The organism is Pantoea eucrina (assembly GCF_020079945.1).
Taxonomy (GTDB): Bacteria; Pseudomonadota; Gammaproteobacteria; order Enterobacterales; family Enterobacteriaceae; genus Pantoea; species Pantoea eucrina.
Genome location: NZ_CP083448.1, coordinates 2241220 through 2265575 on the forward strand (window position 1 = coordinate 2241220; position 24356 = coordinate 2265575).

The 24356-nt window shown below is 55.6% G+C and carries 22 protein-coding genes and 1 pseudogene; 6 read left to right on the forward strand and 17 right to left on the reverse strand.

What is annotated here, in order from left to right:
- Window positions 1–52: 52 nt before the first annotated feature.
- The 6 genes from nuoF to lrhA form a co-directional block, all read right to left on the reverse strand.
- Window positions 53–1393, reverse strand: a complete 1341-nt coding sequence (gene nuoF, locus LAC65_RS10520) for an NADH-quinone oxidoreductase subunit NuoF (RefSeq protein WP_039385572.1) — start codon at window positions 1391–1393, stop codon at window positions 53–55.
- Window positions 1393–1908: an NADH-quinone oxidoreductase subunit NuoE gene (nuoE, locus tag LAC65_RS10525; protein ID WP_039379025.1), complete on the reverse strand. Its 516-nt coding sequence runs from the start codon at window positions 1906–1908 to the stop codon at window positions 1393–1395. The genes nuoF and nuoE overlap by 1 nt, the downstream gene beginning before the upstream one ends.
- Window positions 1909–1910: 2 nt before the next feature.
- Entirely contained in the window at window positions 1911–3710 is a 1800-nt protein-coding gene (gene nuoC / locus LAC65_RS10530) for an NADH-quinone oxidoreductase subunit C/D (RefSeq protein ID WP_039379028.1), read from the reverse strand.
- Window positions 3711–3826: 116 nt separating this feature from the next.
- Window positions 3827–4504 (reverse strand): NuoB/complex I 20 kDa subunit family protein, encoded by a 678-nt coding sequence (locus LAC65_RS10535; protein ID WP_039379030.1) that lies wholly within the window; start codon window positions 4502–4504, stop codon window positions 3827–3829.
- A gap of 15 nt (window positions 4505–4519) precedes the next feature.
- A complete protein-coding gene (locus LAC65_RS10540) occupies window positions 4520–4963 on the reverse strand; it encodes an NADH-quinone oxidoreductase subunit A (RefSeq protein WP_039379033.1) in 444 nt (147 codons plus the stop codon).
- Window positions 4964–5611: 648 nt separating this feature from the next.
- A complete protein-coding gene (lrhA, locus tag LAC65_RS10545; protein ID WP_224144713.1) occupies window positions 5612–6535 on the reverse strand; it encodes a transcriptional regulator LrhA in 924 nt (307 codons plus the stop codon).
- Window positions 6536–7495: 960 nt separating this feature from the next.
- On the opposite strand from lrhA, the gene LAC65_RS10550 reads away from it, so the two are divergent.
- Together LAC65_RS10550 and yfbR are read left to right on the forward strand one after the other, a co-directional pair.
- Window positions 7496–8713: a pyridoxal phosphate-dependent aminotransferase gene (locus LAC65_RS10550; protein WP_039379037.1), complete on the forward strand. Its 1218-nt coding sequence runs from the start codon at window positions 7496–7498 to the stop codon at window positions 8711–8713.
- 120 nt (window positions 8714–8833) lie between these two features.
- A complete protein-coding gene (gene yfbR, locus LAC65_RS10555) occupies window positions 8834–9433 on the forward strand; it encodes a 5'-deoxynucleotidase (protein ID WP_039379039.1) in 600 nt (199 codons plus the stop codon).
- 15 nt (window positions 9434–9448) lie between these two features.
- Here yfbR and LAC65_RS10560 read toward each other — a convergent pair whose 3' ends face one another.
- Genes LAC65_RS10560 through LAC65_RS10570 form a run of 3 tightly spaced genes read right to left on the reverse strand, consistent with a single transcriptional unit; the run spans window position 9449 to window position 10848 of the window.
- A complete protein-coding gene (locus tag LAC65_RS10560; RefSeq protein ID WP_039379041.1) occupies window positions 9449–10108 on the reverse strand; it encodes a sugar phosphatase in 660 nt (219 codons plus the stop codon).
- A 28-nt stretch (window positions 10109–10136) separates the two neighbouring features.
- Window positions 10137–10589 carry a terminus macrodomain insulation protein YfbV gene (gene yfbV, locus LAC65_RS10565; RefSeq protein ID WP_039379043.1) on the reverse strand — a complete coding sequence of 151 codons (453 nt, stop codon included), beginning with the start codon at window positions 10587–10589 and terminating at the stop codon, window positions 10137–10139.
- Window positions 10579–10848, reverse strand: coding sequence for a hypothetical protein (locus LAC65_RS10570; RefSeq protein ID WP_144380220.1), 270 nt, complete (start codon window positions 10846–10848; stop codon window positions 10579–10581). Before LAC65_RS10570 ends, yfbV begins: the two co-directional genes overlap by 11 nt.
- Before the next feature lie 79 nt (window positions 10849–10927).
- On the opposite strand from LAC65_RS10570, the gene ackA reads away from it, so the two are divergent.
- Both ackA and pta read left to right on the forward strand, forming a co-directional pair.
- Complete coding sequence (ackA, locus tag LAC65_RS10575) at window positions 10928–12130, forward strand: acetate kinase (RefSeq protein ID WP_039379064.1); 1203 nt, start codon at window positions 10928–10930, stop codon at window positions 12128–12130.
- A gap of 71 nt (window positions 12131–12201) precedes the next feature.
- On the forward strand, window positions 12202–14346 hold the full coding sequence (gene pta, locus LAC65_RS10580; RefSeq protein ID WP_175540439.1) for a phosphate acetyltransferase: 2145 nt from the start codon (window positions 12202–12204) through the stop codon (window positions 14344–14346).
- Window positions 14347–14424: 78 nt separating this feature from the next.
- On the opposite strand, the gene yfcD is transcribed toward pta, so the two are convergent.
- Window positions 14425–14970: an NUDIX hydrolase YfcD gene (gene yfcD, locus LAC65_RS10585; protein WP_039379079.1), complete on the reverse strand. Its 546-nt coding sequence runs from the start codon at window positions 14968–14970 to the stop codon at window positions 14425–14427.
- Between the two features lie 328 nt (window positions 14971–15298).
- Here yfcD and LAC65_RS10590 point away from each other — a divergent pair, with 328 nt between their 5' ends.
- Window positions 15299–16210, forward strand: a complete 912-nt coding sequence (locus LAC65_RS10590) for a TIGR01777 family oxidoreductase (protein WP_039379083.1) — start codon at window positions 15299–15301, stop codon at window positions 16208–16210.
- 13 nt (window positions 16211–16223) lie between these two features.
- On the opposite strand, the pseudogene LAC65_RS10595 reads toward LAC65_RS10590, so the two are convergent.
- From LAC65_RS10595 to dalD, 4 genes and pseudogenes are all read right to left on the reverse strand, one after another.
- A pseudogene (locus LAC65_RS10595) lies at window positions 16224–16457 on the reverse strand (SDR family oxidoreductase); the annotation flags it as partial.
- 235 nt (window positions 16458–16692) lie between these two features.
- Window positions 16693–17973 (reverse strand): MFS transporter, encoded by a 1281-nt coding sequence (locus LAC65_RS10600; protein ID WP_039379086.1) that lies wholly within the window; start codon window positions 17971–17973, stop codon window positions 16693–16695.
- 27 nt (window positions 17974–18000) lie between these two features.
- Window positions 18001–19470 (reverse strand): xylulokinase, encoded by a 1470-nt coding sequence (gene xylB / locus LAC65_RS10605; RefSeq protein ID WP_039379087.1) that lies wholly within the window; start codon window positions 19468–19470, stop codon window positions 18001–18003.
- Window positions 19471–19480: 10 nt separating this feature from the next.
- Entirely contained in the window at window positions 19481–20875 is a 1395-nt protein-coding gene (gene dalD, locus LAC65_RS10610) for a D-arabinitol 4-dehydrogenase (protein WP_039385574.1), read from the reverse strand.
- A 196-nt stretch (window positions 20876–21071) separates the two neighbouring features.
- Here dalD and LAC65_RS10615 point away from each other — a divergent pair, with 196 nt between their 5' ends.
- Window positions 21072–22019: a sugar-binding transcriptional regulator gene (locus tag LAC65_RS10615; protein ID WP_039379090.1), complete on the forward strand. Its 948-nt coding sequence runs from the start codon at window positions 21072–21074 to the stop codon at window positions 22017–22019.
- 103 nt (window positions 22020–22122) lie between these two features.
- Here LAC65_RS10615 and hisP read toward each other — a convergent pair whose 3' ends face one another.
- From hisP to LAC65_RS10630, 3 genes are read right to left on the reverse strand one after another with little or no spacing between them, the layout of a single operon-like run.
- Window positions 22123–22896, reverse strand: coding sequence for a histidine ABC transporter ATP-binding protein HisP (gene hisP / locus LAC65_RS10620; RefSeq protein ID WP_039379092.1), 774 nt, complete (start codon window positions 22894–22896; stop codon window positions 22123–22125).
- Between the two features lie 8 nt (window positions 22897–22904).
- Complete coding sequence (locus tag LAC65_RS10625) at window positions 22905–23621, reverse strand: ABC transporter permease (protein ID WP_039379094.1); 717 nt, start codon at window positions 23619–23621, stop codon at window positions 22905–22907.
- Entirely contained in the window at window positions 23618–24304 is a 687-nt protein-coding gene (locus tag LAC65_RS10630; RefSeq protein ID WP_039379095.1) for a histidine ABC transporter permease HisQ, read from the reverse strand. Before LAC65_RS10630 ends, LAC65_RS10625 begins: the two co-directional genes overlap by 4 nt.
- Window positions 24305–24356: the final 52 nt, after the last annotated feature.

Sequence of the window (24356 nt, forward strand, 5' to 3'; positions counted from 1 at the left end):
CCCGCTTTTCAGCCGGACTGGCGTCTGGCGCCTTCCGTCTACGGTGGTCTGCTTACCAGCGCGTTTTCAGCAGGTTAGGCTGAATACCGCCGATAGAACGGGTATTGCCAAACACCTGCGGCGCAATGCCGGCTTCAAACTCTTCACGGAAATATTTAATTGCGCTCTGCAGAGGCTCAACCGCGCCTGGTGCATGCGCACAGAAGGTTTTACCCGGGCCCAGCTGACGGCAAAGCTGCAGCAGCGTTTCGATATCACCCGGCTGCCCCTGCTTCTGCTCCAGCGCGCGCAGGATCTTGACGCTCCACGGCAGGCCGTCGCGGCACGGCGTACACCATCCGCACGACTCACGGGCAAAAAACTCTTCCAGGTTACGCACCAGCGACACCATATTGATCTCGTGATCTACCGCCATCGCCAGCGCCGTACCCAGACGGCTGCCCGCTTTACCGATGCTGGCAAACTCCATTGGCAGATCGAGATGCTGGTCGGTCAGAAAATCGGTTCCGGCACCGCCTGGCTGCCACGCCTTAAACTTCAGGCCATCGCGCATACCGCCGGCATAATCTTCCAGAATCTCGCGGGCGGTGATGCCAAACGGCAGTTCCCAGACGCCAGGGTTTTTAACGCGGCCGGAGAAGCCCATCATTTTGGTGCCGGCATCTTCACTTTTAGACAGCCCTTTGTACCACTCCACGCCGTTCAGGAAGATAGCTGGCACGTTGGAGAGGGTCTCAACGTTGTTAACGCAGGTTGGCTTGCCCCAGACGCCGGCGCTGGCCGGGAACGGTGGCTTTGAGCGCGGGTTAGCACGACGCCCTTCCAGCGAGTTGATCAGCGCCGTCTCTTCACCGCAGATATAGCGGCCCGCGCCGGTGTGAACAAACAGTTCAAAATCAAAACCGGTGCCGAGAATATTTTTACCGAGATAGCCCGCTTCTGTAGCTTCGGCGATGGCGCGACGCAGGTTCTCTGCTGCTTCAACATATTCACCGCGCAGGAAGATGTAGCCGCGATAAGCTTTTAGCGCGAAAGCACTGATCAGCATGCCTTCCACCAGCTGATGTGGCAGCTGCTCCATCAGCAGGCGGTCTTTATAGGTGCCTGGCTCCATCTCATCCGCGTTACACAGCAGATAACGGATATTCATGGACTCATCTTTTGGCATCAGACTCCACTTCAGGCCGGTGCTGAAGCCCGCACCGCCGCGCCCTTTCAGGCCAGAGTCTTTGACCGCCGTAACGATTTCATCCTGGCTCATGCCGTTCAGCGCTTTTTCGGCGCCAGCGTAGCCATTTTTGCTGCGGTACTCTTCCAGCCAGACCGGCTGTTTGTCGTCGCGCAGACGCCAGGTCAGCGGATGCGTTTCCGCAGCACGAATAATGGGTTTCATCATTGATACTGCTCCAGTAGCGAGGCGATACCTTCCGGCGTCAGGTGAACGTGCGTATCGTCATTCACCATCATGGTCGGCCCCTTATCGCAGTTGCCGAGGCAGCAGGTAGGCAGCAGCGTAAAGCGGCCGTCTGCCGTTGTCTGGCCGGGTTTAATATGAAGATTCTGTTCCAGTGCTGCCTGAATGCCCTGATAACCGGTAATGTGGCACACCACGCTGTCGCAGTAGCGGATCACGTGACGGCCAACCGGCGTACGGTAAATCTGGCTGTAGAACGTTGCCACGCCTTCGACATCGCTGGCCGGAATACCCAGCACATTAGCAATTGCGTGAATAGCGCCATCCGGCACCCAGCCCCGCTGTTTTTGCACGATCTTCAGCGCTTCAATTGAGGCTGCGCGCGCATCCTCGTAGTGATGTTTTTCATGCTCAATAGCGTGGTGCTCGGCCTCGCTCAGCACAAAGACCTCATTCGGGTCGATGGTTTGAATGGCAATTTTTTGATCGTGCATAATTAGCGGTCCACGTCTGACATAACAAAATCGATACTACCGAGGTAGACGATGAGATCGGATACCAGGCTGCCGCGGATCACTGACGGGATCTGCTGCAGGTGCGGGAAGCTTGGCGTGCGCACGCGGGTGCGGTAGCTCATGGTGCTGCCGTCGCTGGTCAGGTAGTAGCTGTTGATCCCTTTCGTCGCCTCAATCATCTGGAACGATTCATTGGCGGGCATCACCGGTCCCCAGGAGACCTGCAGGAAGTGGGTGATCAGGGTTTCAATGTGCTGCAGCGTACGCTCTTTCGGCGGCGGCGTGGTCAGCGGATGGTCCGCTTTGAACGGCCCTTCCGGCATGTTGTTCAGGCACTGCTCCAGAATACGCAGCGACTGCCACATCTCTTCCATTTTCAGCTGTACGCGGGTGTAAGCATCGCTGATGCCTGCGCCAACCGGAATTTCAAAATCGAAGTTTTCGTAGCCTGAATAAGGACGCCACTTACGCACGTCAAAGTCGAGACCGGTTGCACGCAGACCCGCACCGGTTGTGCCCCACGCCAGCGCTTCATCCATATTGTAAGCGGCTACGCCCTGTGAGCGTCCCATCAGCACGGTGTTGCGCAGTGCCGCTTTGTCATACTCTTTCAGGCGTTTTGGCATCCAGTCGAGGAACTCACGCAGCAGACGCTCCCAGCCTTTCGGCAGATCGTGCGCCACACCACCGATACGGAACCAGGCGGGATGCATGCGGAAACCGGTAATCGCTTCCACGACATCATAAATTTTCTGACGATCGGTAAACGCAAAGAACACCGGTGTCATTGCGCCAACGTCCTGAATAAAGGTTGAGATGTAGAGCAGGTGGCTGTTGATACGGAACAGCTCAGAGAGCATCACGCGAATGACGTTAACGCGGTCTGGTACCGTGATCCCGGCCAGTTTCTCTACGGCGAGTACGTAAGGCATTTCATTAACACAGCCGCCCAGATACTCGATACGATCGGTATAGGGGATATAGCTGTGCCAGGACTGCCGCTCGCCCATCTTCTCGGCACCGCGATGGTGATAGCCAACGTCAGGTACGCAGTCGACAATCTCTTCACCGTCGAGCTGCAGGATGATACGGAAAGCACCGTGCGCAGAGGGGTGGTTCGGGCCAAGGTTAAGGAACATAAAGTCCTCATTGGCCGTGCTGCGTTTCATGCCCCACTCTTCTGGTTTGAACGTCAGCGACTCCATTTCCAGATCTTCTTTCTGCTTAGTCAGCGTAAAGGGATCGAACTCAGTCGCGCGCGCCGGATAATCTTTACGCAGCGGGTGCCCTTCCCAGGTCTGCGGCATCATAATGCGCGTCAGATGAGGATGCCCCTGGAACGTAATGCCAAACATCTCCCAGGTCTCGCGCTCATACCAGTTGGCGTTGGCGAAGATAGTGGTGATGGTTGGCACATTCAGATCGTTTTCAGATAACGCCACCTTGAGCATAATGTCGCGGTTACGTTCAATAGAAAGCAGATGATAGAAAACGGAAAAATCCGCAGCAGGCAGGCCTGCGCGGTGGGTACGTAAACGCTCATCAAAGCCATGCAGGTCATACAGCATGACATAGGGCTTAGGCAGCTTGCGCAGAAACGTTACAATTTCCAGCAGCTGTTCGCGCTTTACCCAGACTACAGGAATGCCGGTGCGGGTTGCCTGAACAGTAAAGGCGTCCGGCCCAAAACGATTACGCAGCTCGCCGATCACCGGGTCATCCAGGTGCTCACGGGTTTGCCATGCTGGCTGAGCGAGATCTTGCGTGGTCAAATCTGTCATACGTTACTCACCATTCCGGCCTGTTATCAGGCACTCAAAAGAAGGCGTCAGGATGGCGGCACACACTACGTTGTAATTTTCTGCTGTGGCCGTTACTCCATCCGTGTACGGGATACTTACACTTCGTCCGGGGTTCTCAGGTTAGTGACGGCAATGCGCTCGCCACGTTTCCTTTCACGTTCAGACTGCATGTTGGCGCGATATACACCCTGGTCACCGACTACCCATGAGAGTGGACGGCGCTCTTTACCGATCGACTCACGCAGCAGCAGCAGCGCCTGCATATAGGCTTCCGGACGCGGCGGGCAGCCCGGAATGTAAACATCCACCGGCAGAAATTTATCCACACCCTGTACGACAGAATAGATGTCATACATCCCGCCTGAGTTAGCGCAGGCACCCATAGAGATCACCCATTTAGGTTCCAGCATCTGATCGTACAAACGCTGAATAACGGGTGCCATTTTGGTAAAAGGCGTACCGGCAATAACCATAAAGTCAGCCTGGCGCGGCGAGGCGCGCATAACTTCAGCGCCAAAGCGTGCCACGTCATGCACCGCAGTAAATGACGTGGTCATTTCTACGTAGCAGCAGGAGAGGCCAAAGTTATAGGGCCAGAGAGAGTTCTTACGACCCCAGTTCACCATGTCATGCAGAGCGTGTTCCAGCTTGCCCATATAAACGCTACGGTGAACGTGCTGTTCCAGAGGATCGGTAACAATCTCCTGTTTCTGCAGAGGATAGCGATCGCCATCCCCGCCGTTCGGGTCTACGCGTGTCAGCGTGTAGTCCATCTTATTGCCTCGCTTTTACTGCTTATGAGGGTTGGTGTGACTGTGGCTGACCGGGCTTGATTTGACCACTACGCGACGACGCGCAGGAGCCCAATCCAGCGCGCCGATGCGAACCAGATAAACCAGGCCTGCCAGGAGCACCAAAATGAAAATTGCGGCTTCGACAAAGCCGACCCAGCCGCTTTCGCGAATGGAGGTCGACCAGGCGTATAAATAGAGGGCTTCCACGTCGAAAATAACGAAAAACATGGCAACCAGATAGAATTTTGCAGAGAGGCGGATGTGGGTATCGCCAACCGATTCAATACCAGACTCAAACGGGGTGTTTTTGTAACGCGCTTTAGCACGTCCACCAAGCAGCCAGCCGCCGGTTAACATAAAGGCACAAAGGCCAAATGCGATCACAATAAATACAATAAACGCCCAGTGATGAGCGATGACTTCGGTGGTTGTTGACATACGCTTTGCTTACTCATCAAAAGTGGCGATGGCATCCTGCACTGTTGCAGCAAACACACCACATCGATTCAAGGGAAGGATAAAAACCTTATAAACGTTGCTGTCTTTCCTGATTAGGCAGCAATTTTATGGGGTTTTTTACTCCTTTCTATAACCTTTTGTCAACTTTGACAAAAGTATCCAAACATTATTTTACACCCGCATCATATTATTAACATATACCCTCATCAGCGCCAGCTAAATCGCTTCAGTTTGTGCGGTTAATTTCAGTGTAGCGGGGTTTTACATGCATGGATCGTGCGTTTAACACTCACATTTTGACAGGTCTTCCGCAGATTTCCCTCTCCCTGACAGGGTTATTTTTTTGATCCAGAACACACTTCTGCGCTTTTAACTCTAAAAAGCAGCGCATATGGCAGGATCGGTTAGTGCAAAGAAGGCATTTTTTGATAAAAAATTTCTAAAATGACGGGAATTGAAACAACTGCTCGTTTTTCGGAAAGCCTGATAATTATCGGCCATAAAAATGCGTATCTGGCCCCGGATAACAGGCAAAAAAAAAGCCTTAGTCGCAGTTACACCGACTAAGGCTTTTTTATAGCAATTATACAGCGCGTAACGCGCGTATTACTGCAGTGTCGCTACGGCTTACTCTTCATCATCCAGCAGCAGTGAGCTATCCGAATTTGCACTGAGATTGTAAGGATCGTTCGTCGATTGCATGGCGTTGAAAATGGCCAGCGCCAGTTCATTATCGCTGTCAGCGTTACGGCACAGCAGGTATTGCGTATCCGGTAACACTGGCAAACCTTCGGCTGCGCCCATTACGCGCAACTCAGGACTCATCATTTCAACCGGACGTGCCGTTACGCCCAGACCGGCTTTAACGGCCGCGCGCACTGCTGCCAGCGTTGATGCCACGTAAGAGATACGCCATGGAATACCCGCTTCGTTCAGATGGTCTATCGCCATATCGCGATACGGGCTTGGTTCATCCAGCAGTACCAGAGGAATCGCTTCGCCGCGCTGGAAAATATAGTCAGCGGCACAGTACCAGAGCGTTGGTGAAGTACGCAGTACCTGATGCGTGAAGTTACCCGGGCTGGACGTGGTCACAACCAGATCGACTTCTCCCTGGTTCAGCATCTCCATCATAAACGGGTTACGTTTTACACGTACATCGATGGCGAGCTTTGGATAGACTGACGTCACCCGGTTCAGCAGGAAAGGCAGAATGGTATCTGACGTGTCATCAGAGGCTCCGATAGTCAGAACGCCCTGAATATTGCTGTACATGAGTGAGGTGCAGGCTTCGTCGTTAAAACGCAGGATTTTCCTGGCATAGCCAAGCAGCTGGATACCGTGCTCCGTCAGAAGTTTGTTACGTCCATGTCGGGCAAACAGCTCTTTACCTACCAGTTGCTCCAGACGTTGCATCTGCTGGCTTACCGCTGACTGGGTTCTGCACACGGCCGCCGCCGCCGCTGCAAACGTATTCAGGTCTGCAACAGCAACAAATGTACGCAGCAGATCGAGGTCGAGATTCAGTATCGGACGATTTGCATTAGTCATGATTTTTTTCTTCACTTTATAAGATTTTTAGAACTACTACCCTGGTGTATTGCCACAAAATCAAAGAGATAAGTGGCAATGGTGCTTACTGACAATCTCCAGAGGAGATCGTCTTAAAACCGAGTTCAGGCGGGTAATGACGAGCGTACGTTCTCTGGCAGCAGAGAGGCGGCGTCATTAGAGACAGAACAACTTCAGGGCCAAAGACAAGAGTCGTACCGGTGCTGGAAGCTGTGTAGTTGCCTGGTTGCCTGCATAAAAGGTTGCAGAGCAAAAAAAGAGATAACACGTTGTTATGTCGAAACGAAGCCATAAAGTGCTTCAAATAATAAATTATACTTAATCATTTTTACGCTTTAAAGGGAAATGTTTTCGTGCAAAACATCAAATTTTTTGCTTAATAAGCCCGTTTAGCCCCTCCGGCAACGCCAGGGTTAAATTTTGACCACTTGGTTTGTAAACTTATTTGGAGCAATAAAGTTACAGAAAAACGCTCATTGCCCGCCAGTATTGCGATCGTACCCGTTGCTATTCGCGCAATTTCTATGCTGAGACTGCGCATAAGAATGCAGATATTGCCGCTGCGCCATGCATGAGTTAACGTCAGTTGAATAAAACAGCATCATTTAGCAAGGTACGCTTAACTATTTCATTGCGCAGCTAATCATTAGTATGGAAAGCATAACCCGGTTTTCTTATGACAGAGGGGCAGCTGGCGTAGCCGTTACAGGCAAATCGCATCGCTATTTACCAAAATAATAGTCTTGTAAATTAACCACAGGCAGTCATAAAAACCAATTTAACCGGCATATCACCATAATTACGCTACCCACACCGGGAATCTGTCTCAATCACGCCAAAAGCCGCTGCCACCCTTCTTTTGTTATCGGGAGAGGAGTAAATTGGGCAGGTTTTAACTGGGTGGCGGGTTAAAGGACTCTGCCCGAAAAGGCGGCAACGATGAATTTCCAAATTGATAAATCCGGTAAGCTGGAAAATGTCTGTTACGACATTCGCGGACCGGTACTAAAAGAAGCAAAGCGACTTGAAGAAGAAGGCAACAAGGTTCTCAAGCTCAATATTGGCAACCCAGCGCCGTTTGGTTTTGAAGCACCTGATGAAATTCTGGTCGACGTTATACGTAATCTGCCTGGTGCGCAGGGATACTGCGACTCCAAGGGGCTCTACTCTGCTCGTAAAGCCATTATGCAGCACTATCAGGCGCGTGATATGCGCGACGTTACCGTTGAAGATATCTATATCGGCAATGGGGTATCAGAGCTGATCGTGCAGGCGATGCAGGCGCTGCTCAATAGCGGCGATGAGATGCTGGTGCCGGCACCGGATTACCCACTGTGGACGGCAGCCGTTTCACTCTCCAGCGGCAAAGCTGTCCATTACCGATGCGATGAGTCAGCCGGCTGGTTTCCGGATCTGGATGATATCCGTAGCAAAATCACACCGCGCACGCGTGGAATTGTGATTATCAACCCCAATAACCCGACCGGCGCGGTTTACAGTAAAGAGCTGCTGCTGGAGGTGGTAGAAATAGCGCGTCAGCATAACCTGATCATCTTTGCTGATGAAATCTATGACAAAATCCTCTACGACGATGCGCAGCATCACTCCATTGCGGCGCTGGCACCCGATCTTCTGACGGTGACCTTTAACGGTTTGTCTAAAACCTATCGCGTGGCCGGTTTTCGTCAGGGCTGGATGGTGCTAAACGGGCCGAAAAAGCACGCCAAAGGCTATATTGAAGGCCTGGAAATGCTCGCCTCTATGCGCCTGTGTGCCAACGTGCCCGCTCAGCATGCGATTCAGACCGCGCTGGGAGGCTACCAGAGCATCAGCGAGTTTATCGCCCCTGGCGGACGGCTCTACGAGCAGCGCCAGCGCGCCTGGGAGCTGATTAACGATATTCCCGGCGTAAGCTGCGTTAAACCGCAGGGCGCGCTTTACATGTTCCCGCGTATCGATCCGAAAAAATTTAATATTTATGACGATCAGAAGATGGTGCTCGACTTCCTGCTGCAGGAAAAAGTGCTGCTGGTACAGGGCTCCGCCTTTAACTGGCCACATCCGGATCACGTGCGCATTGTTACTCTGCCGCGGGTAGACGATCTGGAGATGGCGATCGGCAAGTTTGGACGTTTTCTGCAGGGTTACCGGCAGTAAGTCACCTTCTGCTGCAGCCAGCCAGGCGCTTAACCTGTCATGTATCTGGCTGCAGTCAGGTATATACTGTATGCATTCCGGGGAGGGGTTTCCTCCCCGCTGTGCTGACAGGATGCTGTAATGACTCAAAGCCACTTTTTCGCTCACCTCTCCCGCCTGAAACTCATCAATCGCTGGCCGCTGATGCGCAATGTGCGTACAGAAAATGTCTCTGAACACAGCCTGCAGGTCGCGATGGTGGCGCATGCGCTGGCAGTGATCAAAAATCTGAAATTTGCAGGTGAACTCAATCCCGATCGTATTGCAATGCTGGCGCTCTATCATGATGCCAGTGAAGTGCTGACCGGCGATCTGCCAACGCCGGTTAAGTATTACAACGCGCAAATTGCGCATGAATACAAAAAGATTGAGAAAATTGCCCAGCAAAAGCTGATTGAAATGCTGCCGCCCGAATTGCAGGAAGCGTATCGGCCGCTGATTGATGAACACCACTATAGCGCGGCCGAACAGGCTGTGGTGAAACAGGCTGACGCTCTCTGCGCCTATCTGAAATGCCTTGAGGAGCTCTCTGCCGGCAACCATGAATTTTCACTGGCTAAAACACGGCTGGAGAAGACCCTGACCGAGCGGCGTTCACCTGAAATGGATTATTTTATGGAGGTGTTCGTCCCGAGCTTTACTCTGTCGCTTGATGAGATTTCACAGGAGACCCCGCTCTGAGCGAGCGGGTATCATTCAGGCGCGCAGGCTCAGCGAAAAGGCGCCGGTGTCGTTCTGCGTAATTTTCAGCGTGCTCAGATCGGGCAGATTAAACAGAACCTGGTTCAGACCAGGCGTATCTGCCGCTGGATCGATGGCGATCACTGCGCTGCCGGCCGCAAGGCCTGCCGCAATACCTGCGGGCGCATCTTCTACCACCACACATTCAGACGGATGCAGGCCCAGACGCTCAGCACCCAGTAAATAGGGTTCCGGATCGGGCTTGCCGCGCCGGATATCGTTAGCCGTAATAAACACCGCTGGCAAAGGGAGCTCAGCTGCGCGATGCCGGGCGTGGGCTACCGGCACCGAACCGGAGGTGACAATCGCCCAGGGGATGTTCTGCTCATTAAGCTGCGTCAGCAGCGCGCGCGCGCCGGCTATCTCCCGTATGCCCTGCGTATCCCGGGCTTCCCGCTGCTCCAGCCAGTGAAATTCCGCCTGGATGGCGGCCTCACTCTCGCCGCGCATGAAATGGCGCAGTGAATCGATAGCGGGTTTGCCGTGAATATAATCGAGTACCACCTCAGCGCTGAGCGCATGACGCTCGCCCCACTGCGTCCAGCAGCGGTTTACTGCCGGCAGTGAATCCACCAGCGTGCCATCCAGGTCAAACAGAAATCCTTTAAAATTCACCTGCTGCTCCTTATCCGATTGTGCAGAATTAAAGATCGTCCAGAAAGGTGCGATCCAGCTGTCTGAACGCCCGTTTAAGTACATCAGCCAGCGCCTGATAGGTGGGCTTTCCCTCTACCGGTGCAATCGCCTGCCCCGCCTCTTCCAGTTTGCTGCGGACTTCGTTGAACCACTGCAGCAGCGCAGGCGGCAGCGGCGTACCGGCTCGTTTACCCAGCCACCACAATCCCTGCATCGGCAGGCTGCAGGCAAACAGCGCGGTGGCGATGGCTGGCCCCAGCTGCCCGCCCAGCGCTATCTGCCACGTCAGGGTAAATACGGCCAGCGGCGGCATAAAACGGATGGCAAAGCGGGTCGCCGTAACGACCCGGTTTTCCGGAAACACTGGCGCCAGACGTTTATCCGCAGGCCAGGTTTTCATGTAGTGTTGTCCGCGCTGGAATAAGCCAAACCAGCCCGGATTACCTGCGTCATTCGCCATTATGCACCTCAACTAATACTGCATTGTTTAAAATAAATTTGTAACTACACAACTTTACGTGACATCCTTCAAAACATTTTGTTTTTGCAGGTGACAGTGCGTATTCTGACGCCGTTTTCAGTAACATTACCGGAAGCTGCCGCCTGATTAAAGCACAGCCAGAGCCAGGTATTGCTACAGCGCTTTCAAAAATTTGCGTAAAATTACCGAATTTTTTTGCGTGTCGTTTTCTTTTTAGCTGGCGCATGATGTTAATCATAAATCGCCCCGCTCTCATGGGCTACGCTGTTAGTCTGATTGCGTTATTTTTAGCCACTATTTAACAAATAGGTACTTCCATGTCGACGAAGTTAGTACTGGTTCTGAACTGCGGCAGTTCTTCTCTTAAATTTGCTATCCTCAATCCAGCTACCGGCGATGAGTACCTGTCGGGACTGGCTGAATGTTTCCACCTGCCGGAAGCGCGGATTAAATGGAAGCTGGAAGGCAGCAAGCAGGAAGCACCATTGGGTGCAGGCGCAGCCCACAGCGAAGCGCTGAACTTCATCGTTAAATCTATTCTGGCACAAAAACCAGAGCTTTCGGCACAAATCGCTGCAATCGGCCACCGTATCGTACATGGCGGTGAGCGACTGACCCAGTCCGTCATCATTGATGAGGCGGTCATTCAGGGCATTAAAGATGCCTCTTCTTTTGCACCGCTGCACAATCCGGCGCATTTAATCGGCATTGATGAGGCGATGAAAAATTTCCCGCATCTCTCTGATAAGAATGTGGCGGTTTTTGATACGGCTTTCCATCAAACAATGCCTGAAGAATCGTATCTCTACGCCCTGCCTTATCATCTCTATCGCGAGCATGGCGTACGCCGCTACGGCGCTCACGGCACCAGCCACTATTATGTGACGCAGGAAGCGGCAAAAATGCTGAACAAGCCAGTCAGCGAGCTGAACATTATCACCTGTCACCTTGGTAACGGCGGCTCCGTGTCTGCTATTCGTAACGGCCAGTGCGTTGATACCTCAATGGGCCTGACGCCACTTGAAGGTTTAGTCATGGGCACCCGCAGCGGTGACATCGATCCGGCCATTGTTTTCTTCCTGCACGATGCACTGGGTATGAGCGTTGATGCGATCAACAAGCTGCTGACCAAAGAGTCAGGGCTGCTGGGCCTGACGGAAGTAACCAGCGACTGCCGCTACGTTGAAGATAACTATGCGACTAAAGATGATGCAAAGCGTGCGATGGATGTTTTCTGCCATCGCCTGGCCAAATATATCGGCAGCTATACGGCGCTGATGGATGGTCGCCTGGATGCAGTCATCTTTACCGGCGGTATTGGCGAAAATGCGGCTCTGGTACGCGAACTGGCCCTGGGCAAACTGGGTCTGCTGGGCTTTGACCTTGATCACGAGCGCAATCTGGCTGCCCGCTTTGGCAAATCCGGTTTTATCAATAAAGAGGGTACCCGCCCTGCACTCGTCATCCCGACCAATGAAGAGCTGGTGATTGCGCAGGATGCCGCGCGTCTGACGGCCTGATCCCTTTCTTCTCCGTCAGCTCAGGCTGACGGAGCGATTTTGACACCCTGTAACACCGCGAGGTTTTTAACGTGTCACGTACAATTATGCTTATCCCCACCGGCACCAGCGTCGGCCTGACCAGCGTCAGCCTTGGCGTGATCCGCGCAATGGAACGCAAAGGCGTGCGCCTGAGTGTTTTCAAGCCCATTGCTCAGCCGCGCGCCGGTGGTGACCGACCGGACCAGACGACCACCATTATTCGTAAGAACTCCGCTATTCCTGCCGCTGAACCGCTGCAGATGTCACGCGTTGAGTCACTGCTGGGTTCAAACCAGCAGGATGTACTGATGGAAGAGATCATTGCCAACTACCACGCCACGGCCAGAGAAGCAGAGGTGGTGCTGGTCGAAGGTCTGGTGCCGACACGTAAGCATCAGTTCGCTTCGGCGCTCAACTACGAGATCGCCAAAACGCTGAACGCAGAGATTGTTTTTGTGATGGCGCTGGGCAATGACTCGCCGGCTCAGTTAAAAGAGCGTATTGAGCTAAGCCAGAGCAGCTTTGGCGGCAGTAAAAACAAAAACATCACAGGCGTTATCATCAACAAGCTGAATGCCCCGGTTGATGAGCAGGGTCGTACCCGTCCCGATCTGTCAGAGATTTTTGATGACTCCTCTAAAGCCAGCGTAGCCAACATCGATCCGAAACAGCTGTTTGCTAACAGCCCGTTGCCGGTGCTGGGCTGTGTGCCATGGAGCTTTGACCTGATCGCCACGCGCGCTATCGATATGTGCCGCCACCTCAACGCGGAAATCATCAACGAAGGTGAAATCGAGACGCGCCGCGTTAAATCTGTGACCTTCTGCGCACGCAGCATCCCGCACATGCTGGAGCATTTCCGTCCCGGCTCACTGCTGGTGACCTCGGCCGATCGCCCTGACGTACTGGTTGCTGCCTGTCTGGCAGCGATGAACGGTATTGAAATTGGTGCCATTCTGCTGACCGGCGGCTATCAGATCGAAGCGCCTATTGCCCGTCTGTGCGAGCGCGCTTTCCAGACCGGCCTGCCGGTGTTTATGGTGAAAACCAACACCTGGCAGACGTCGCTGAGCCTGCAGAGCTTCAACCTGGAAGTACCGGCTGACGATACGCAGCGTATTGAAAAAGTGCAGGAGTATGTTGCCGGCTTTATCAACGCCGACTGGGTTGAGTCGCTGACCGCCACTTCCGAACGCAGTCGTCGCCTGTCGCCTCCTGCTTTCCGCTATCAGTTGACCGAACTTGCACGTAAAGCGGGCAAACGCATTGTCCTGCCGGAAGGCGACGAACCGCGCACGGTTAAAGCGGCGGCAATCTGCGCCGAACGCGGCATTGCCACCTGCGTCCTGCTGGGGGATCCGGATGAGATCCAGCGCGTGGCGGCGGCTCAGGGCGTGGAGCTGGGCACCGGCATTGAGATTGTCGATCCGAAAGTTGTGCGCGGAAACTATGTGCCGCGCCTGGTTGAGCTGCGCAAAAGCAAAGGCATGACGGAAGTCGTGGCGGAGGAGCAGCTGGAAGACAATGTGGTGCTGGGTACCATGATGCTGGAGAGCGGAGAAGTGGATGGCCTGGTCTCTGGCGCGGTGCACACCACTGCCAATACCATTCGTCCGCCGCTGCAGCTGATCAAAACTGCGCCCGGCAGCTCGCTGGTTTCATCCGTGTTCTTTATGCTGCTGCCGGAACAGGTACTGGTTTACGGCGACTGCGCCATCAACCCCGATCCTAACCCGGAGCAGCTGGCTGAAATCGCGATTCAGTCTGCAGATTCCGCCAGCGCCTTTGGTATCGATCCGCGCGTAGCGATGATCTCTTACTCAACCGGCAACTCCGGTGCGGGCAGCGACGTTGAGAAAGTGCGCGAAGCCACCCGCATTGCGCAGGAGAAGCGCCCCGATCTGGTTATTGATGGTCCGCTGCAATATGACGCGGCCATTATGGAAGATGTTGCCAGGTCCAAAGCGCCTGATTCGGCGGTTGCCGGACGCGCCACGGTCTTTATCTTCCCGGATCTCAATACCGGTAACACTACGTACAAAGCGGTGCAGCGCTCTGCCGATCTGATCTCTATCGGCCCGATGCTGCAGGGCATGCGTAAACCGGTCAATGACCTGTCACGCGGCGCGCTGGTCGATGATATCGTCTACACCATCGCCCTGACGGCCATTCAGTCGCAGCAGGCGGAAGGATAAGCTCTCCTCCCCTGCTCAGGTATAAAAAAAGCATGCGCCAGGCGCATGCTTTTTTTTCGCGTCGTGCAGATGCAGCGGTCAGCTTTCGCTGTTCTGCTTGCTGCGTGCTGCATCGCTATTACGGCTCAGCCACAGCGAGAGCGCTTTCAGTGAATCGTCGGTAAACTCATCGCAGCGCGCCGTGATCTCTTCTGGCGTCATCCAGAAAATCTCATCAACTTCACTCTCCTGCATCGCAAACGGACCGTGAGAAACACAGCTGAACAGCCCGCCCCAGACGCGGCAGTGCTGATCTTCAAAGTAGAATTTGCCGTGTTCAGCGAAGGGTACTGCCGCGATCCCCAGCTCCTCTTCCGCTTCGCGCCGTGCAGATTCGAGCATCTCTTCACCGCTCTGCACCACGCCACCCGCGGTGGCATCCAGCATACCGGGCATGAAATCTTTGGTTTCTGTGCGACGCTGTACCAGGATCTTGCCCATACCATCATGAACCACGATATAGGTGGCGCGATGGCGCAGACACTGTGCCCGCATCTGTGCCCGGCTGGCCTGCGCAATCACTTCGTTCTCTTCGCTGACGATATCCACCCACTCAATAGCGTCATCTGCCGTTTGATCCACCATCCGTAACCCTTTTGACGTTTCAGCGTGCGCGGCACGCGTCGGTTTTTTTATTGCTTTATCAGAATGCGCGTAAGGTAAAGCGTTCTTATCACTGTCGCAAGCGCTTAGCGTGCTTTGCCCGATCCCGCCAGCCTCAGCATAAGCAGCCGGGGTGCCACATCTTTACCGGCTTTTTTCACCTAAGGCAATAATCTGCTGGTCGGATCTTTGCCTCTCCGGCAGCCTCAGGGCCGCTTTTTCCCTCACGCTGCAGGCGCTGTCACACTCACTCTCCGCTTCTCTTCTATGCTCAATGCTGAGCAGATAATAATTTACAGGGAGGCTCACGATGCAATTACTGATTACCGGCGGCACCGGGTTGATTGGCCGCCACCTGATCCCGCGACTGCTGCAGCTCGGGCATCAGGTGAATGTAGTGACGCGTGACGTGGCAGCCGCGCGGGAAAAACTCGATGAGCGCGTCAGGCTCTGGTCCGGACTCGATCAGCAGTCCGACCTTAATGGCATAGAGGGCATTATAAATCTGGCTGGCGAACCTATCGCTGATAAGCGCTGGAGCGCCAGCCAGAAGCAGCAGCTGTGCGAAAGCCGCTGGCAAATCACTGAACAGCTGGTTTCACTGATCCACGCCAGCAGTACTCCTCCCGCGTTTCTAATCTCCGGTTCAGCCACTGGCTTCTATGGCGACAGCGGCGAGGTCATTGTGACCGAAGAGGATCCCGGTCAGGATGAATTTACCCATACGCTGTGCGCGCGCTGGGAACAGCTGGCGCTCAAGGCCGAGAGCGAGCAAACCCGGGTCTGCCTGCTGCGTACCGGCGTTGTGCTGGCGCGTGAGGGCGGTGCGCTGGAAAAGATGAAACTGCCTTTTCGTCTTGGCGTGGGCGGGCCGATTGGCAGCGGCAAACAGTATCTGCCATGGATCCATATTGATGACATGATCGATGCCATCATCTGGCTGATGGATCACCCGTCGCTGCGCGGTCCGTTCAACATGGTTGCCCCCTATCCGGTGCGTAACGAACAGTTTGCCGCGACGCTGGGACAGGTCATGCACCGGCCCGCTTTTATGCGCACGCCGGCGGCCGCCATCAAACTGATGATGGGTGAATCAGCAGTGCTGGTGCTGGGCGGTCAGCATGTGCTGCCCAAACGGCTGGAGGCGTCCGGCTTTACCTTTCGCTGGTACGATTTACAGCAGGCGCTGCAGGATGTGGCGGGATCACCGCCCCGTCCATAACCATCGAAGCGGCTCAGGCCTGCTTCGGCTGGCTATTCGACGCCGTCAGACCTCCGTCGACCGGCAGGTTAACGCCGGTGATATAACGCGCGTCATCGCTGGCGATAAAAGCAGTTGCGCTAGCGGTATCTTACGGCTCACCGGCGCGGCGCTGCAGAATGCGATCATAGAAGCGTTAATGCAGCGCCTCATCTCTTTTTATCTCTTCGGTAAGATCGGTGAGAGCAAAGCCAGGGCAAACGGCGTTGTTAACCAGCATATCGACGCGCCCATATTGCCGCTGCGGCACCCATGCCGGCTCCGGTGATCACCACCACTTACTCTGCAAAGCGCGACATCTTTCCTCCGGGTTATTTCGCGGTTGACACGGCTAAGCCTGACAGCCAGTACGCTGAATTCAAGCGAAGCCTGCAGATTTAACGTGCCGCTTAGCTGAGGCAATAACCTGCGGATATTCAAATAGTGCACTTTTTCGTACAGGCTCAACTGCGCTGCTGCGCGATACGCGATTTCACTGCGGATGCTTCCCGGGTGTGTCCCGGTTGCGGCACGCGAATAATAAACGTCAGCACGCCGGCAAACACATACAGCCCGGTATACGCCCATACCACGCCGACGATATCGAAGAACGGCAACATAACTGAAGCAATCGCCGGTGCCACAAAGTTGCTGAGGCCTGCCGACAGATTGTAAATCGAAACGGCTGCGCCTTTATGATGCGGTTCAAGCGTCGGGAACACGGCGGTCATTGGCACAAATGCCGCGACAAAAATCCCCAGCATCACCGCCGGAATCAGCGCGACCCAGAAATTGTGGCCGGCATACAGCGGCAGGTAGTAAAACGCCAGGCTGGAGATCGCCATACCGAGGCAGCCATACCAGCGCACCTGGCGGATCCAGCCAATTTTCTCGCCGATGATGCCCCAGAAAATGTTGGTGAAAATGGTGACAAAAAAGAACACTGCCCAAATCTGCAACCATTCAGAGATGGTAAAGCCGAGACGATCAACAAACAGCAGCGGCATGATAATCGCAAAACCAAACAACGATAGCGTATTGATGATGCGAATCAGACAGGCGTAAAACACGTGCTGGTTGGTGAACAGAATGGTCACTGCGCGTGACATTTCGGTCATTTTGTCACGCAGCGGCAGATTCACGCGCGAACGGTCCACCGGCACATTGCGCAGGCTGAAAAAGGCCAGTACGCCGCCCGCCGCTACCCAGCCAATCGCCAGCCACAGCGTGCCGGTTTCACCCAGCATCGGGATAGTCAGGCTGGGCAGATAGCTGCCAACCACGCCAATGCCGACCGAATACATCGCCCAGAACCATCCGGTGGCGGCAGCCAGTTTCTCGCGCGGCAGTACCTGCACCAGCATCATCATGAAGGAGTAGATGAACAGCGGATAAGCCAGCCCGCGAATGCCGTAAAACAGCACCATCAGCGGATAATTGCGCAGGCCAAGACCGAGCGACATAAACAGCGTGTGCATCACTATCCACAGCACAAAGCCAATCAGCATTGCACGTTGCGGGGTAATCAACTCCGCAACCACGCCGGAAGCCCAGGCCGCCAGCGCCGCCGCCAGTCCGTAAAAGGTAAACACCAGCGCCGACTGGCCCGGCGTGAAGCCCATGTCAGTAATATGGCGGGAGAGAAACGCCATTTCGAAGCCGTCGCCCGCCATAAAGATGGCAATCGCGAGGAAGCCCCGGAACATTTTTTTCGGTAAGCCAAACCAGTAATCGTTCGCTTGCATCACCATCTTCCTCTGTTCAGTAAGCCGTCAGGCAGGCAGCAGCGCGCGTGCCTGCTGTTGTTGAGCGTAGAGTTCGCGGAACAGGCGCAGGCGCTGCTGCAGCACCGCACCGCGCGCCGCATCGGGCTGGTAACGCGCCTGAACCGGCGGTTTCAGGCATACCTGCTGCTCGTTGCCGCCGGCACTGAGCCAGGCCAGACGCGCGGCCCCAAGAGCGCCCGAGGCGCTGGCTGGATGAGTGACGATCGGCAGCTGCAGCACATCCGCAATCAGCTGTGCCCACAGCGTGCTGCGCGCGCCGCCGCCGGTCAGGCTGCACTGGGTAATTTGTCGCTGCGCATCGCTCAGCACCGCCAGTCCGTCCGCCAGGCCAAACGCTACGCCTTCAATCACCGCATAGCCCAGCAGCGCACGCGGCGTTTCGTGGCGCAGATTGAAGAAGGCGCCTGAGGCATCAGGATCGTTGTGCGGTGTACGTTCACCCGAGAGATAGGGCAAAAACAGCGGTGCGCGGCGGCACTGCTCCGCGCTCAGTTCTGCCATCTCTGCCATTAGCTGGTTCTCGCTCACCGATAACAGCTGGCACAGCCAGCGCAGACAGCTGGCAGCACTTAGCATCACGCTCATCTGATGCCAGCGCCCCGGCAGCGCGTGGCAAAAAGCGTGCACGCCAGATTGTGGATCGGCCTGCAGACGGTCGTTAACCACGAAGATCACGCCGGATGTGCCGAGTGAGATAAACGCATCGCCGGGATTAACCGCGCCAACGCCTACCGCAGAGGCCGCGTTATCACCGCCGCCGCCTGCCACGCTCACCGTGGCGGACAAGCCCCAGGCGCGGGCAACATCTTCACGCAGCGTGCCGCTGACTGCACTTCCCTCCACCAGCGTGGGCAGTTGCGCGCGCGTCAGTCCGCTTATCGCCAGCAGTTCATCTGACCAGTCGCGCTGTGCCACATCCAGCCACAGCGTGCCCGCCGCATCGGACGGCTCGCTGACGAATGCTCCGGTGAGCCGCCAGCGCAGATAATCTTTCGGCAGCAGCACTTTCGCGATGCGCCGGAAGATCGCGGGTTCATGCTCAGCCACCCAGTGCAGTTTGGGGGCGGTAAAGCCCGGCATGATCATGTTGCCGCTGATGTGCATCATCTGCGGATGTCGGGTGCGCAGCGTCTCGCACTCGGCGGCGCTGCGCGTGTCGTTCCACAGTATGCACGGGCGCAATACCTGGCCGTCGGCATCCAGCAGCACTGCGCCGTGCATCTGGCCGGAGAGACCAATGGCGCGGATGGCGTGCCAGGCATCCGGCACCTGTTGTCGCAGTGCGGCCAGCACCTGTTCGCACGCCTGCCACCAGCTTTCCGGATCCTGCTCAGCCCAGTGCGAATGTGGACGCTGCACGCTAAGAGTGGCATGGCTGGAAGCCACAATGTCGCCCTGCGCGTTGACGATCAGCGCTTTGAGTTCGGAGGTGCCAATATCAATGCCGAGATACATCACACGCTCCTTATACCGCTGCCAGCATCTGTTCAGGCTGTTTCAGCCAGCGCTGCAGATCCGCCACCGTACGGTGCATTAGCGTGTGAAATGCCGCATCATCCGCCAGTTCAGCAAACAGCGCTTTGTCGCGGATAAACACGTCCAGCGCATCGGCGGCCGCAAATTGCTGATGCAATGCCTCTGCCTGCAACGCGCCATCCTGATAGGTATAAGGCAGATCGTCAGCGGCCCAGCGCTGCAGAAACAGGAAGAACAGCGCCGGCAATACCGCCGTGGCGGCGGGCTCCACGCCGCGCTGCCAGGTCTCACGCAGCGTCGGCGTTACCATGCCAGGGATTTTTGACAGGCCATCCGCGCCGACGCGCTGGTTGGTGTCTTTAATGTACGGATTACTGAAGCGCGCCAGTACCACATCGCGGTAATCGGCGAGATCGAGCGGGCTCGGCGTGAGCGACGGAATAACATCCTGAGTGATGTAGTCGTGCGCCAGCTGATAAATCGCCGGCTGGCGCGTGCTGTCGTCAATGTAGTTCAGTCCGGTAAGCGTGCCCGCCCAGGCAATCGCCGCGTGCGTGGCGTTGAGAATGCGTATTTTCGCCTCTTCCCACGGTAACACCGTGTCCACCAGCTCAACGCCCACTCTCTCCAGCGCCGGGCGACCGGCGATGAAATTGTCTTCGATTACCCATTGAATGAAGGATTCAGCCATCACGGCCGCGCCATCCTCCTTACCGGTAGCGGCCCTGACGCGTTCCGCCACATCGGATGTCGGGCGCGGTGTGATGCGGTCTACCATGGTGTCAGGCGACGTGGTGTTATCACGCACCCAGGCCGCCAGCGCCATATCGCCTTTCGCCGCCAGGAACGAGAGAAAGCCGTGGCGGAAACGCTCTCCGTTGTGGCGCAGGTTATCGCAGCTCAGCAGCGTAACCGCCGCGCCGCCGCTGGCCATACGCTGCTGCAGAATCCGCGTTAGCGCGCCGTACAGCGTGCGGATTTCACCGTGAATATCGGCCTGTACGTCCGGCTGCGCCAGGTCTAGCTCATGCTCTGGCGTCAGGTAGTAACCGGCTTCGGTCACGGTGAAGCTGATCACGCGGGTATGCGCCTCTGCGCCCTGGGCGACCAGCGCACTGATGTCACTGTCCCACGGCAGGATTTTGCGCAGCGAGGTGATGGTTTCATACGCGCGTTCGCCCTCTGGCGTGACGGTCTCCAGCACATATTCACCGTTCTGCGCCTGCAGCTGATTAAGCAGTGCTGCTGCATCATTGCGGATGTTGCCCAGCGCAATGCTCCAGCTCTCATCACCCTGCTCACGTAGCTTGTGCAGATACCACGCCTGATGGGCACGGTGGAAGGAGCCTGCACCGATGTGCATCCATACCAAATTCGTTGTCATAATCGCCTCAAAGTAAACTTTTGCCACTGCGAAGGGCATTTGCCCGATGCGACGTAGCATAGTCGGCGGCTAACATTTGGTTCTGCGAGATGCATCACAATTAATACATTTGCTCTCATTTAGGGCTTTTGCCCGATTAGCGCTTGCGTCTGATTCCGCGATAAACTGACGCTTCAGTTTTCGACGGAAGCGCGTGATGAGCAGAGAAGAGAAAAAACAGGAGCTGGCGGCGCGAGCGGCATGGATGTATTACGTCGCTGGCGTAACACAGCAGGAGATTGCGCGCGCGCTCGGCTTATCGCGTCAGGTGGCGCAGCGGCTGGTGTCCAGCGCACGGGAAATGGGCATGGTCAGCGTCAAAATCGATCATCCGGTTACCCACTGTCTGCAACTGGCGCACGAGGTGCAGACGAAATTTGGTCTTGAGCTGTGTCGGGTGGTGCCTTCTGCCCGTCTGGAGGATGACGCTATTCAGCAGATGCTGGCCGTTGAAGGGGCCTCAGTGATGAGCCAGTTTATCAGCGAGGAGCAGCCGCAGGTGTTCGGCATTGGATCCGGCAAAACGCTGCGTTCGATGATCGACGCGCTGCCGTGGATTGAACGACCACAGCATCAGTGCGTGTCGATGATTGGTGCGATTGCGCGCGATGATTCCGGTACGCGTTACGACGTGCCGCTAAAGATGGCTGAGAAAATGCAGGGCAAATATTTTTTTATCCCCGCGCCGCTCTATGCCGACACGCCAGAAGACAAAACCATGTGGGTGCAGCATCAGGTCTATCAGCGCGTGACGCAGCGCGCCCTGCAGGCAGACGTTGCGTTTGTTGGCATTGGTGAAGTGCAGCCGGGCTGTCCGCTAAATGCCGAAGGCTTTATTACCGATGTGCAGGTCAGAGAGCTTAACACGCGTGGCGTGGTGGGTGAGATGCTTGGCCATTTCTTTAATCAGCAGGGCGAGCGGGTGTGGGGCGAAACCGATGCGCTGCTCACCAGCGTGCTGCTGGAGAGCCAGACGCAGCGGAAGATTATCGGCTTTGCCGGCAGCGCACGGAAATATCCGGCCATTCGCGCCGCGCTATTGGGTGGGTGGATCTCCGGGCTAGTGACCGACGAAGACACGGCGCTGAAGTTGCTTGGCGAGTGATTAAAACGCTTCTGCAATACGTAGCGGCGCGATTTATCGCGCCGGGTTAATCGCAAAATGGCAAACAAGCGCGCCATGAATTGCGCCGCTACGGCTCAGCAGCCTATTTTAACGAGCCTTTCAGGAACTGCTGCAGGCGCGGACTCTTTGGATTGCCAAACAGCTCATCGGGCGTCCCCTCTTCCTCAATTTTTCCCTGATGCAGGAAAATCACATGGTTTGAGACGTGGCGGGCAAATTCCATCTCGTGCGTGACCACGACCATGGTTTTTCCCTCTTCCGCCAGCTTCTGCATAATACGCAGGACTTCGCCTACCAGCTCGGGATCGAGCGCTGAGGTCGGTTCATCAAACAGCAGCACTTCCGGTTCCATTGCCAGCGCACGGGCAATGGAGACGCGCTGCTGCTGGCCGCCAGAGAGATGTACCGGATATTTTGCCCGCGCGCGCGCATCAATCCCGACTTTATCCAGATATTTGATCGCCCGTTCGCGCGCTTCCGCCTTGCTCAGACCGAGCACCTGAATGGGTGCTTCCGTCACGTTATCCAGCACCGTCATATGACTCCAGAGGTTGAAGTGCTGAAACACCATGGTGAGGCGCGTGCGCAGCGAGCGCAGCTGCTCCTTGTTCGCCACTTTCAGCTGGCCGTCGGTATCGCGCACCAGCGCAATCTGTTCGTTATTAACGGCGATAGCCCCTTCGCTCGGCTTTTCGAGGAAGTTAATGCAGCGTAAAAACGTACTTTTCCCGGAGCCGGAAGAGCCAATGATGCTAATCACATCGCCGGCATTGGCGCGCAGTGAGACGCCTTTCAGAACTTCATGTTCACCGTAACGTTTGTGCAGTTCGGCAACCTGTAATTTATTTTCAGCCATAGTGATACTCAGTGCGACGAAGAGGGTTTCACATGTGCCAGAAAGCGGCGCTCCGCAAGGCGGAACAGGCTAATCAGCACATAAGAGATAATCAGATAGAGCACGGCAGCGAGCCCAAACGCGGTAAACGGCTGATAGGTGGCCGAGTTAATATCACGCGCGATTTTCAGCAGATCCGGCACGGTCGCAGTAAACGCCAGCGCGGTGGAGTGCAGCATCAGGATCACTTCATTGCTGTATGCGGGCAGCGCGGTACGCAGCGCGGAGGGCAAAATGATGCAGCGGTAAAGCTTTACGGTTGAAAAACCGTAGGCGCGCGCCGCTTCAATTTCGCCATGTGGCACGGCGCGGATGGCGCCCGCAAAGATTTCAGTGGTGTAGGCGCAGGTATTCAGCGTAAATGCCAGCAGCGTACAGTTCAGACCGCTGCGAAAAAAGGCGTTCAGCAGCTCAGATCCTTTCACCACTTCCAGCGTATACATGCCGGAGTAGAACACCAGCAGCTGGACGTAGAGCGGCGTGCCGCGAAACACATAGGTAAACAGCCAGACCGGGGTTGAGATAAACCGGTTGGGTGATACGCGGGCGATGGCCAGGATCACAGCCAGACAGCCGCCGAGCACAACAGAAAGAATAAGCAGCCACAGCGTGATCGCCACGCCGGTGAAGCGATAGCCATCGGTCCAGAGCAGTTGTTTCCAGTACTCCTGAATAATCTCAATCATAATTCTGCCCTTTTTACCCCGACCGAGTAGCGGCGCTCAAGCCACCACAGCACGCCATTAGAAAGCGTGGTAAACACCAGATAGATCACCCCTGCCACAATGGCAAAGTAGAACGGCTGCCAGGTACTCTTGCCCGCCAGCTGCGTCGCTTTGACCACATCCTCCAGCCCCAGCAGCGACACCAGTGCGGTAGCCTTGAGGATCACCTGCCAGTTGTTTCCGATGCCGGGCAGCGCAAAACGCATCATGGCCGGAAACAGAATGCGCCGGAACGTCTGCGAGCCGGTAAAACCAAAGGCGGTAGCGGCTTCAATCTGTCCCTTCGGCACCGCCAGAAACGCGCCGCGAAAGGTTTCAGTAAAATAGGCGCCGTAGATAAACCCGAGGGTAATGATACCGGCCACCATCGGGTCGATATCAAACTGCGCCAGGCCCAGCGCGTCAGTTACCGCGTTGAGCGCAATCTGCAGCCCGTAAAAGATCAGCAGCATCAGCACCAGATCGGGCACGCCGCGGATCAGGGTGGTGTACCCCTCCGCAATGATGGCCAGCGGCCGGCTGCGCGACAGTTTGGCACCCGCCCCGAGCAGGCCGAGGATAACCGCCAGCAGCACGGCGCTCAGCGCCAGCTCCAGCGTCACCAGCGTGCCTTTGAGAATGACTTCAGAATAGCCGTACAACATGATTTCGATCCTGTCGTGAGAGGAAAATAACACACGCTGCCCGGGAAATAGC